General features: G+C 44.6%; 8 protein-coding genes. 3 read left to right on the forward strand and 5 right to left on the reverse strand.

The annotated features are described in order from the left end of the window. The first annotated feature begins 72 nt into the window (after positions 1–72). Positions 73–369 (forward strand): DUF4212 domain-containing protein, encoded by a 297-nt coding sequence (locus ACHUFQ_RS03455; protein WP_394173000.1) that lies wholly within the window; start codon positions 73–75, stop codon positions 367–369. Positions 370–373: 4 nt separating this feature from the next. Further along, the gene (locus tag ACHUFQ_RS03460) at positions 374–2,113 is read left to right on the forward strand and encodes a sodium:solute symporter family protein (protein ID WP_394173002.1); all 1,740 of its coding nucleotides are present in this window, start codon (positions 374–376) and stop codon (positions 2,111–2,113) included. Between the two features lie 21 nt (positions 2,114–2,134). On the opposite strand, the gene ACHUFQ_RS03465 is transcribed toward ACHUFQ_RS03460, so the two are convergent. The 5 genes from ACHUFQ_RS03465 to ACHUFQ_RS03485 all read right to left on the reverse strand — a co-directional run bounded on the left by ACHUFQ_RS03465 (position 2,135) and on the right by ACHUFQ_RS03485 (position 8,428). After that, positions 2,135–2,776 carry a hypothetical protein gene (locus ACHUFQ_RS03465; protein ID WP_394173004.1) on the reverse strand — a complete coding sequence of 214 codons (642 nt, stop codon included), beginning with the start codon at positions 2,774–2,776 and terminating at the stop codon, positions 2,135–2,137. A gap of 242 nt (positions 2,777–3,018) precedes the next feature. Continuing rightward, a complete protein-coding gene (locus ACHUFQ_RS03470) occupies positions 3,019–3,555 on the reverse strand; it encodes a hypothetical protein (RefSeq protein WP_394173006.1) in 537 nt (178 codons plus the stop codon). A gap of 591 nt (positions 3,556–4,146) precedes the next feature. Further along, positions 4,147–6,291 carry a prolyl oligopeptidase family serine peptidase gene (locus ACHUFQ_RS03475; RefSeq protein WP_394173008.1) on the reverse strand — a complete coding sequence of 715 codons (2,145 nt, stop codon included), beginning with the start codon at positions 6,289–6,291 and terminating at the stop codon, positions 4,147–4,149. Between the two features lie 31 nt (positions 6,292–6,322). Beyond that, a complete protein-coding gene (chrA, locus tag ACHUFQ_RS03480; protein WP_394173010.1) occupies positions 6,323–7,504 on the reverse strand; it encodes a chromate efflux transporter in 1,182 nt (393 codons plus the stop codon). Positions 7,505–7,615: 111 nt separating this feature from the next. Continuing rightward, a complete protein-coding gene (locus tag ACHUFQ_RS03485) occupies positions 7,616–8,428 on the reverse strand; it encodes a transporter (RefSeq protein ID WP_394173012.1) in 813 nt (270 codons plus the stop codon). Between the two features lie 505 nt (positions 8,429–8,933). On the opposite strand from ACHUFQ_RS03485, the gene ACHUFQ_RS03490 reads away from it, so the two are divergent. Continuing rightward, positions 8,934–11,807 carry a TonB-dependent receptor gene (locus ACHUFQ_RS03490; protein WP_394173014.1) on the forward strand — a complete coding sequence of 958 codons (2,874 nt, stop codon included), beginning with the start codon at positions 8,934–8,936 and terminating at the stop codon, positions 11,805–11,807. Positions 11,808–11,841: the final 34 nt, after the last annotated feature.

Here is an 11,841-nt window from a genome sequence, read left to right on the forward strand (position 1 = left end):
CATAAATTTATTGGTGCTTTTTCAAGCAAAACATGCCATAAAAGAATCATGGGTAAACAATAATAACGTCCTATGAAACAGTCGGTTAAAGAACAAAAAATCACAGCAAAGCCTGAGGCATCAATTAGCAACAATCAATACTGGCGAGAAAACCTTAAACTTATCGCAATCTGCCTGGCCATCTGGTTTTTGGTATCATTTGGCTGCGGCATCTTATTGGTCGAACCGCTCAACGAAATTCGCCTCGGCGGTTACAAGCTTGGCTTCTGGTTTGCCCAACAAGGTTCGATTTATACCTTTGTCATACTTGTTTTCTACTATACCCGGCAAATGAATAAGTTGGATAAAAAATTCGGCATTAAGGACTAACCCCATGGATGAGTTGAAGTTATATACCTACATCGCCGTATTCGGTTCTTTCGCTTTGTATTTTGCCATTGCCTGGTGGGCAAGGGCCGCTTCAACCAGTGATTTTTATGTGGCCAGTGGTCATGTCGGCCCGGTGCAAAACGGCATGGCAATTGCCGCTGACTGGATGAGTGCAGCGTCGTTTATTTCCATGGCGGGATTAATCGCCTTTCTCGGATATGGAGGGTCGGTTTTTTTAATGGGCTGGACCGGTGGTTACGTGTTACTGGCAACCTTGCTCGCCCCATACATGCGCAAACACGGTAAGTTCACCGTCCCAGAATTTATTGCCGATCGCTTTATGTCTCGCACCGCGCGTATCGTTGCAGTAATTTGCCTGATCATTGCTTCCCTAACCTATATTATTGGTCAGATGAAGGGCGTGGGCGTGGCGTTTTCACGATTTTTGGAAGTCGATTATGGCGTTGGCCTGGGCATTGGCATGATCGTGGTGTGGTTCTATGCGGTACTCGGCGGCATGAAAGGCATTACCTATACGCAAATTGCCCAGTATTGTGTGCTGATATTCGCCTACACAGTACCCGCTATCTTTATCTCCCTGCAATTAACCGGTAATCCGATACCACAACTGGGTTTAGGCTCAACATTAGCCGATGGCAGTGGCACCTATTTACTCGATAAATTGGATCAGGTGGTTACCGATCTCGGTTTTGATCAATATACAACGGCGAATATGGAAAATCGTCTTGATATGTTCGCCTATACCTTATCTTTGATGATAGGAACCGCAGGCCTTCCTCACGTGATTATGCGTTTTTTCACCGTACCCAGTGTTAAAGCCGCACGTTCGAGCGCCGGCTATGCGCTGGTATTTATTGCCTTGTTATACACGGTCGCTCCTGCGGTTGGCGCGATGGCACGTTTGAATCTGTCTTTTACCATAGAGCCTGAAGCGGGCCAGCACATCGAATATGAACAAAGACCGCAATGGTTCAAGGATTGGGAAACAACCGGTTTGCTGCAATTTGAAGATAAAAACGGTGATGGCAGAATCCAGTATCACGCCGATGAAGCAACCAATGAACTGGTGAAAGTGGATCGAGATATCATGGTGTTGGCGAATCCTGCAATCGCAAACTTACCTAACTGGGTCATTGCTCTGGTTGCCGCGGGCGGTTTGGCCGCAGCGCTTTCCACTGCAGCAGGCTTATTATTGGCAATTTCATCGTCGGTATCTCATGATCTGATGAAAGGCCTGTTTTTTACCAGTTTGTCAGAAAAAAGAGAGTTACTGGCAGGTCGAATAACCATGACCTTGTCGATATTACTGGCCGGATACCTGGGACTGAATCCGCCGGGATTTGCCGCCGGTACCGTTGCTCTGGCCTTTGGACTAGCGGCTTCATCCATATTCCCAGCGTTAATGATGGGTATTTTTTCAAAAACCATTTCCGGTAAAGCGGCGGTTAGCGGTATGTGCGCGGGTATCAGTGTCACTTTACTGTATGTGTTTCAGCACAAAGGCATCATGTTTATCTCAAGTACAAGCTTTTTGGGAGACATGCCCGAAAATTGGTTTTTCGGCATTTCACCGAACGCCTTTGGCGCGGTGGGCGCATTGGTGAATTTTTCCGTTGCCATGGTTATCACAGCACTTGGTAGCAAAGCCCCTGAACAAGCGCGCATGATGGTGGATAATATGCGCCAGCCAGGGAATACTTCACAGCAGGTTTCAAGCCATTAAGACTATGGTTTTATTTACAACCTAATGGTTTTGTTTATGGTGATATCTTCTTAAGCCAACGATGGCTAATATCGCCAACGCAAAAATCACCACGGATTTGGGTTCAGGAATCGTCTGCGACGGATCATCGCTTTCCACAGCGTAAACCCCATCAAGGAAATTGCCAGAGAAACCTGTTTCCGGATTCACAGAGGTAAAGCGCACTGTCGCTTCGCTACCGGTTGCTTCAAAAACGGTAGAAAACTCACTCCAGGAGCCGAATTCATGATCATCGAAAGTCTGCGAGAATAAGACATCATCGCCAGCGAGCACTTCGAATAGAAACACTTCGTCATCAAAGCGGGCACTATAAGCAAATCCAACCTCATAAAATGAACCGACATCAGACATAAACGTCTGCTCCATTGTCCAGGCGCCATCAACCGGACCCGCAGCGTTTAGTTCTGCATGTTGCAGACCACTGAATGCCATCGTACCGTTGGCCATATGCCAAATTTCAATACTGGCACCGTCCCAGCCATCAACGTCATCACCAGAAAACCACTGCCATCGACCTTCCTCGACGATGGGATCTTCAAAATCGCCATTAACCAGCAGGTTTGCATGGGCAAAAGGCGTACAGAGTAATAACAGGGCGGGTAATAGCCATTGCTTAACTTTCATACAACATACCTTAATAAATTGCTTTAACTACGCAGCCAACGTATTAACTACAGGAACATCGGAAGGTGTTTTCACAACCATGCCGACAAGGGTTAAGAATTAACTAAAGATGATTCTATGCAAGCGATATTCCAGTTGTCGTAACCAGTTGATTTTTAGTTACTTCCCAATCAGAGAAATGTTGCGCCAGCAAAAACTGTAAAAAACTCTGACACAATCTCCTTTAAAGCCTTATCAAGGCATTAAAATCGATAGCCTAAGCGGACAAATGCGGTAATGGAAAACCCCGTATTGGTATCGTGGGGTAGGACAGTCGCATCTAAATGAAAGCCTTTTTTATAAAAACTGAGGTAGGGCATAAAGTGGACAAAGTCTTTACGGATAAATTCGGCACTGGTATCGGAATAAAGGATGTCTGAACGATCAACATACGTAATTGGCATAGAAAGCGAAATTTTGTCGAGAAAGGAATCTTCCAAAGGAAAATCGCGGGTAACGCCAATACCAATGGAGTTGTAATCCATATCATGAGAATCTTTCATACGCCAAAGCTCTACATTGATTTGCCATTTAGGCGTTAGCTCATAGAAGTACCACTTAATACCATAACCTTTATGGTTTTCATTATATTCAAAATCCGGATCGATAAACTCCTGAATAATGGATTCTGTATCATTCTTTTTTAAATGATCTGACCATCCACCGATTTTCACTTCAAAGTCCATGGCTGATGCTGTAGAAGAAAGCATTAGCATTAACAATGCCGCAAACTTACCCATAACTTCTGTCCTTGCTACTGGCGAAAAAATCGCGCAAAAATCCCCTGCACCTTGACCAAGATGCACTTGCTAACTAATTATTTTAGTGATTGATTCCTTGAGGAATTATGCCGTTACTCTAACGAGTAAAGGTTCTAGCTCTTATCCGGGGAGGACTAGAAGAAATGTAACATGCGGGTGTATATCTCATGGGTTGTTATCCTGTTTTATCGTTGCTCACTTGAGCCAGTTACCAATACCACTAACAAACATCATCAGGGTGCTTGAAGGAGTGATAATTTCCCCCGCAGACAAACAGCAACAACATAAACAATCTGCAGGTAGCAGGCCGGGAGATAAATCCTTGGCCACCGATTTATACACCTAAGTATAGATAAAGAATGGAAAACGACAGAAAATTGTTGGATTTTTTTACACTTTTAAAATTCGGGCAATGTCTAGGAATAAGCTAATGGTTTTCAAAGCCTTACAAAACAAGGGCTGATAAAGAATTGCGAAGGAATCTTACGGATGATGGAAATCTAAAAAATCGCGAAGTCACAAAGAAGAAAAAACCCTTACGCTCTCAAAAGAGCGCAAGGGAAGTGTCGTTTATAGCTTTTTAACGCCCATGTTGTAGAGCGTAAAACCGAAAATATCGGCATATTGTTCGATGGATTTCGATACTGGCGTACCGGCACCGTGACCGGCATTGGTTTCAATACGAATCAATACCGGATTTTCACCACCTTGCTTGGCTTGCAACTCAGCGGCAAATTTAAACGAATGCGCGGGAACGACGCGGTCATCGTGATCTCCTGTCGTGATCAAGGTTGCCGGGTAATTCTCTCCCGCTTTAACATTATGCAGTGGTGAGTAACCATACAGATACTCGAACATTTCTTTACTTTGCTCCGATGTCCCGTAATCATAGGCCCAACCAGCGCCAGACGTGAACGTGTGATAACGCAACATATCCAATACACCTACCGCAGGTAGGGCAACTTTAAACAACTCTGGTCTTTGTAACATTACGGCTCCGACTAACAATCCGCCATTAGAACCACCACGAATCGCCAAATAATCGCTGGATGTATAGTTTGCCTCTATCAAGTACTCTGCGGCAGCAATAAAGTCATCAAACACATTTTGCTTTTGCATTTGCGTTCCGGCTTTATGCCACTCTTTGCCGTATTCGCCGCCACCGCGCATATTCGCAACGGCATAAACGCCACCCTGTTCCAGCCAAACGCCATTGGCGACACTGAAATATGGCGTCAAACTAATATTAAAACCACCATAGCCATATAAAATCGTTGGGTTTTTACCATTTAACTCAACACCTTTTTTATGGGTGATGATCATCGGTACCTTAGTACCATCTTTAGACGTGTAAAACACCTGTTTCGAAACATAGTCATCGCTATTGAACTTAGCGCCTGAGGCTTGATACACAGCAGAATCGCCGTTGTTCACATCAAAAGAATAAATGGTCCCCGGGGTTTTGTAGTTGGTAAAGCTGTAATAAAGAACCGCATCGTCACTCTTGCCATCCAGGCCTGACGCCGTTCCCACATCGGGCAATTGAATATCACGAAGCTTCTTACCCTGGCGATCAAATTGTACCAATTTAGTTGTTGCATCAACCATATAGTGAGCATAAAGATAACCCCCACCAGCGGACGCCTTTAATACATTTTCCGATTCATCGATAATCGTTTTCCAGTTTGCTGGCGCCGGGTCATTCACATTCATTGCCACAACTTTTTGATTCGGCGCATCCTTGTTGGTCACCAAATACAAGGTGTCATCGACACTATCCAGCATATAGGTATCGGCACTCTGGTCATTCATAATGGTCTGTATTGCAGCGTCGGTTTTGGTTAAGTCCAACATATGCAAATCATTACCAGAGGTTGATTGCGCGCCCGAAATTAACAAAAAACGGTCGTCTTCAGACACCTGAGCACCGACGTAGCGACGTTTTTGTTCCGCTGTGGCACCAAAGATAACTTTATCTTCTGATTGCGCGGTACCCAGCTTATGATAATAAAGTTTATGCTGATCGGTTTTCGCACTCAGCTCACTGCCTTCTGGCTTGTCATAGCTGGAATAGAAGAAACCTTCATCACCTTTCCAGGAAATGCCTGAAAATTTAACATTTTCCAGTGCTGGTTCTAGTTGCTCTTTGGTGTCGGCATCGATAATAATTATTTTGCGCCAGTCGCTGCCGCCTTCAGAAATCGCATAGGCGGCAATATTACCTTGTTTAGAAAAGCTCAGTTGAGCCAACGAGGTGGTGCCATCTTCACTAAATTTATTGGGATCAAGAAAGACTTCCGCGTCACCATCACCTTGTTGACGATAAACCACATACTGGTTTTGCAGGCCATCATTTTTATAGAAATAGGTGTAATCGCCTTCCGTAAAAGGAGCGGAATATTTTTCATAATTCCATAACTCTGTAAGGCGTTTTTTCAACGTATCACGATATGGAATTTGCTCAAGATACCCGAAAGTGACGTCATTTTCGGCCTTTACCCAAGCCGCTGTCTCAGCACTACGATCATCTTCTAACCAACGGTAGGGATCCGCGACTTGTTGTCCGAAGTACTCGTCAACAACGTCATCTTTTCTAGTTTGGGGGTAAGTAACAGAACTCACAGTAGTCTTGGTCTCAGGTTCAACATTGCTCTCCGGTTCACTCCCGCAGGCAACCAGTAACAGCGCACTTGCAATAATACTTAAATTTTTCATGTTCAGCTTCTTGTTTAGGTTAAGGTATTTATTAAACCATAGTCACAGCGCCTAGCGCAGCACCAATGGCAATAAATAAAGCCACCAGATAGATAATCGGGCACTTTATTTTTTTCAGTAAAAACAATCCGATGATCACTAACGCCATATCCTGGCCAGTGAGCACCGCACTGATAAAAACCGGTTGATATAATGCGGCGATCAGCAGTCCAACCACGGCAGCGTTGATGGCATCAACAGAAGCACCCACCGCCGGTTTGTTGGCCAAACTCAACCAGGCATCTTTCAAGGCAATCACTAACAGAAATCCCGGCAGGAAAATCGCTATGGTTGCCAACAGCGCAAACAACAATCCCTGATCAGGGTTTATCTGCACACCAAGGTAGGCCGCTACGGAAAACATCGGCCCAGGCACGCCTTGTGCTGCTGCGTAACCGGTTAAGAATTGATCCTGGGAGATTAACCCTGCCAACGTTTGCTGCAGCAACGGCAGAACCACATGACCACCGCCGAATACCAACGCTCCTGACTGATAAAAGGCACCAAAGGTTTGCCAGGCTGCAGACACTGACGACAGTAATGGCAAGCCAACAAACAACACCACAAAGCCTATCAGTGGCCATTTAATCACAGTGTTTTTGCTCTTTTCATGAATTGTTGGTGATACGGTTTTCGAGGGCGGAATGCGCCCCTTATACAACCACCCAATCAGAGCAGCTGCCAGTAAGACAAGCAGCTGCATGCCAATCCCGGGAACGGAAAGTAAAACGGCAGCACCAATGACGGCGATACCAATATGAAAGCGCTGTTTGCAAAAATTATTGTACATGCCCATAACCGCGTCACTCACTACAACCACAGCGAATAACTTAAGACCGTGAACAATCCCCTGAAATAAGGCATGTTGTTCAAACTGTGAGGCCAATGAAGAAACAACAAACAGGAGAATAAACGAAGGTAGGGTAAAGCCGATAAACGCGGCAATGCCGCCGGCCAATCCGGCCCGTTCCAGGCCAATTGCAAATCCAATCTGACTTGAGCCAGGCCCCGGTAAAAACTGGCTCAGTGAGATTAATTGGGTATAGTGCTTATCGTCTACCCATTGTAATTTTTCCACAAACGCATGACGAAAATAACCGATATGAGCAACCGGGCCGCCAAAAGAGTAGCAACCTAAAAGAAGAAAGCGTACAAAGATTTCAATAACTTGCATAGCGAAGAGAAGATGACTAACAGAAACTCAGAGTAAACCACTCAGCGAGAAATATATAGACACTTATCGCTAAACCGATGCAAAAACACGTTAGAAAACTGAGTTTTAGCTTTATCTAGGAAAAATCAGTGTGAATATTAACCTCGCTCCCCAACCTTCCGGACCGCCATTTGAACTGGCGACATGATAACGTAACCCGCCACCAATACTGACGGTTTGATCACCAATTTTAGCAACTTGGCTGACCATAAAGTTCACTGGCACAGCCCAGTCCTCTGTTTCCCAGTTATACGTGGTTTCAGAATTGATCGTATAAGACATCGCAGTTTTGGTTGTATAGGATAAGAATGGCTGCATAAATGTTGTATTCACATCAGGTCTGTCATCTTCTCCGGCAAAACTCCAGATATGATTAAACAAGCCACCATAAGTCCATTGCCCATCTTGGCGCAGGGCGACAGCGGTTGGTCCAGCCCCCCATTTGTCAGCCGTGAGTAAGTCATCGGAGCCTGTCGGCAATAGCAATACCGGACCTGCCCCTAATATCCAGCCACTCTTCGTTGGTTGAACCGGTGAGAAGAAAAAGCTTTGCACAATATCGCCAATGCCAAACTGACTTCCCGCTCCGGGGAAAATATCATCCTGAGATATCACCGGCAAAATGGTACGGGAAATAAGGTTCCAATCCTCATTGATACTCATGGGCACGACCGGTTGAATATTAGTGAGATAACGATCGCCATGATCACCTGGACCAATATTGTGATCATAATTAAATTGAAATGGCACACTGATTAACGAAGCAACCGGATTGGAAAGTTTTTTCGCCAACTCTTCGTTTTCCGGACTCGCGATTACAGTTGAAGAAAATGCTAACAGAGACGTGCTCAGACCCAAGCCTGATAGAGTAACGGTTTTTACCATGGTAACTGCTCCCCGGAGTAATAGGATTACTCGATTAAACAAGATGTTGGCGAATAACAAGCCCTTACAATAATAGTTCAGCATAAATGGATAACAAGGCGAACCAGACTTAACCTTACAGCGTTACCTGCCATTACACCTGAATCAATGCATACGTATTCATAAAGCATCGATTTAGGGAAATAATTTAGAACTCGCCTATCAGCAATTTCCTGCAACAGCAGCAGATACCTCGTATTCATTGACCTGCTTTCTTATCTAGTATTTTTTGTTCATTCACTTCAGTAAGTTACGAAGATCTTACTAGGTTTGTACGGTGTGACTGGCGGTCTATGAATACGTATGCACTGCGTAGTTCTTTAGGCGAGCAATTTTTATGATGAACCTGTCCCATTCTTTAATCTGGGGCACTTATACCTGCAAGGGTACTGAATAATAAAAATACTAGCACGGCAGCTAATTAATAATTTGATGGTTCAGGGACTGAACGTCTGGGGAAAACAATATGTTTAATTTAAGCAAAGTCACGCTTGCGCTGATGGCAAGTGGTGCTCTGGCTTTTTCTGCGCAAACCTATGCTCAGCAAGCTGAGAACGCCAGCCAGGAGCCAAATGAAGACGACATTGAAGTGATTGAGGTTACGGGTTTTAAAAGCTCATTAATCAAATCAATCAACCAAAAACGCTGGGCCGATACGGTATCCGAGCAAATCTCAGCCGATGACCTCGGCGGTCTTCCTGATGTATCTATGGCCGATGCCTTAACCCGATTACCGGGTATTGCGGCAGTTCGCACTGGCGGTCAGGCAGCAGAAATCAATATTCGAGGCCTCAATGGTGACTACATATCCACCACCCTAAATGGTCGCGAACAGGTCTCTACCTCAGGTAGTCGTTCAATCGAGTTTGATCAATACCCTTCCGAACTCATCTCTGAAGCGGCAGTATACAAATCTTCTAAAGCCTCTTTAATTGAAGGTGGTATTGCAGGTTCAGTTGAACTAAAAACCGCCAGCCCATTAGCCAATGAAGAGCAGCACAAATTTAATGTCAATCTTCGCGGTATGTATAACGATCGCGCTACAGAAGTCGCCGATGCCGAAGAATACGGACATCGCTTCAGCTTTTCTTATCAGGGCCAGTTTTTAGAAGAAACCTTGGGGGTTTCTTTGGGTTATGCGCGTTTGTACCAACCCGGTGTAGCTACTCAGTTTATCGGTTTTGCCTACAACTCAGATCAGGATGTGGACTTTCTTGCTGATGATATGGACGGCCCTGTAGAGAACCCTGATCACGAATATCTAAGTGAAGGATTCGAGCTACAACACTTGGGCGGTGAAGAAACCCGAAACGGTTATGTTGGTGCTATCGAGTGGATGCCAAACGATACCTTTACCGTTCGTGCCGATGCGTTTGTCTCTCAGTTTGACAGCGAATCGTTTGCCCGGGGTTTTCGGGTCAAATTTGACGGTGAAACTGCAGCGATTTCCAACCCGGTTATCGTTGATAACTCTATGATTGGCGGTACCATCAATCGCAAGAGTAAGAACAACAATACACGGGTTGAGCTAGTAAACGATGACAATCAGGATTTTGATGAAGTTCAAAGTTATGGTTTAAATCTCGATTGGCAAATCACCGAGCAATTAACCGCCAATATGGATATCAGTTATTCCAGCGCTGAAAGCGAATTTAGAAACGGGCTGCTCTGGTCTTTGGTTGCTGAAGATGCCACCGTCGAAAACCCATCACTGGATCAAAATGTTTCCATTTCTTATATGCTAAACGGTCTCGACTTGCCTAATGTTGGCTTTAGTCAGGAAGATGCCTTTACCGACATCAACCGGGTAATGGTTAGCAAATACGGCATCTATCCCTATGAAAATACCGACGAGTTAAAAGCCTATCGTCTCGATTTTAATTATGAGCTGGACAATGATTTCATCGCATCGGTTGAGTTTGGGGTTCGTTATTCCGACAGAGATTACAGCAGTGATCGTTCCGTTTACGAATACGGTGCCGATAATAATTTCTCAAGCAGTGAACCACCTCTGCGTCTGACTGACGATATGATTGATGTGGTTGACTGGGAAGGTGAGTTTTCCTATTTTCCAAGCTATTTAGCCATCGATTTAGACAAAGCGCTTAATGCCTGGTTTGGTAATGATATTCCACAACCGGTGCAAACCTGGGGATCGGACGAAGACGGCGTAATCAACAACTCCTCATCCTGGTCGGTTCTGCAAAGTGGCGAAGTCTACGAAAAAGTCTTCTCCGCCTATGTGATGGCCAATCTGGACTTTGAATTATTCGACACTCCAATCAGCGGTAATGTCGGTATTCGTATGGTAGATACCGATCAAAGTGCTACGGCTCTTGATTTTGTTGGCGGTGACATTATTGCTGGTGCTCAGAATATTGCTGATGAAGCGGGTCTGATCAATTCAGATTATGCTCCTAAAGTGATAGGTATTGAATATACCGATTACCTACCATCCATTAACCTAAATGCCCGTATTACTGATGATTCGCAAATTCGTTTTGCGGCAGCAAAAGTTATGGCCCGCCCTCCGATAAATCGTCTGGCAGCCGACCGCAGTACCAATATTGCCGATGATGGAAAGGTAACAGGTTCAAGTACGAATAGTCCGTATTTAAAACCGACTTATGCAACTCAATACGATCTTTCATACGAATATTACTTTACTGAAACTGAAGGTAACTTTGTTTTTGCAGTTTACTACAAAGATATCGACTCATTTGTTCAAAATCTGACTATTGGTAATTTCAACTTCAGAGATGCCGGCTTCTACATTCCAGAAACTATCGAAAATGAAACGACAGGAGTGGTAAGTGAAGTAGACCCTGTGGGTATTTATAGCACAGCAGTGAACAATGAAGAGGGCGGTACAATTAAAGGTGCCGAAGTATCATATACTCAAGTCTTTACGTTTCTGCCAGAACTATGGTCGGGTCTAGGTATGAGCCTGAGTTACTCTCATACCAAAAGTGACGTTAAACTTTTAACCAACTTAGCAGGCGGAACCAAAGAGCAAACTCTGCCTGGTCTGTCAGAAAACCTATTCACATCAACCCTGTTCTGGGAATACCTAGATTTTGAAACCCGCTTAAGCGTGCGCTATCGAGATAGATTTGTTTCTGAGCAATGGGGGGTAAATGAACAGGTAGCTAACTTTGCCGGTGAAACCGTTCTTGATTATCAAGCCTCTTACAACTTTACCGACAAGTTTGGTGCGCTTTTCCAAATCAACAACCTGACGGATGAGCCGACGCAAAGTTACTTCGGCAGCAAACCATTTTCGGGTACTACCCAGTATTTCGGTCGCCAATTTTACTTAGGGGTTACTTACTCGTTCTAGCCACCGGCTAAATCGATAACCCTAAGTAACGATT

Origin of the sequence: Thalassotalea litorea, assembly GCF_043642205.1 — a bacterium.
Classification (GTDB): domain Bacteria; phylum Pseudomonadota; class Gammaproteobacteria; order Enterobacterales; family Alteromonadaceae; genus Thalassotalea_A; species Thalassotalea_A litorea.

Bases quoted from the DNA above. Each gene is read 5' to 3' on its own strand.
- ACHUFQ_RS03455 (WP_394173000.1), top strand. From the start codon at position 73: ATGAAACAGTCGGTTAAAGAACAAAAAATCACAGCAAAGCCTGAGGCA.
- ACHUFQ_RS03460 (WP_394173002.1), top strand. From the start codon at position 374: ATGGATGAGTTGAAGTTATATACCTACATCGCCGTATTCGGTTCTTTC.
- ACHUFQ_RS03465 (WP_394173004.1), bottom strand. From the start codon at position 2,776: ATGAAAGTTAAGCAATGGCTATTACCCGCCCTGTTATTACTCTGTACG.
- ACHUFQ_RS03470 (WP_394173006.1), bottom strand. From the start codon at position 3,555: ATGGGTAAGTTTGCGGCATTGTTAATGCTAATGCTTTCTTCTACAGCA.
- ACHUFQ_RS03475 (WP_394173008.1), bottom strand. From the start codon at position 6,291: ATGAAAAATTTAAGTATTATTGCAAGTGCGCTGTTACTGGTTGCCTGC.
- chrA (WP_394173010.1), bottom strand. From the start codon at position 7,504: ATGCAAGTTATTGAAATCTTTGTACGCTTTCTTCTTTTAGGTTGCTAC.
- ACHUFQ_RS03485 (WP_394173012.1), bottom strand. From the start codon at position 8,428: ATGGTAAAAACCGTTACTCTATCAGGCTTGGGTCTGAGCACGTCTCTG.
- ACHUFQ_RS03490 (WP_394173014.1), top strand. From the start codon at position 8,934: ATGTTTAATTTAAGCAAAGTCACGCTTGCGCTGATGGCAAGTGGTGCT.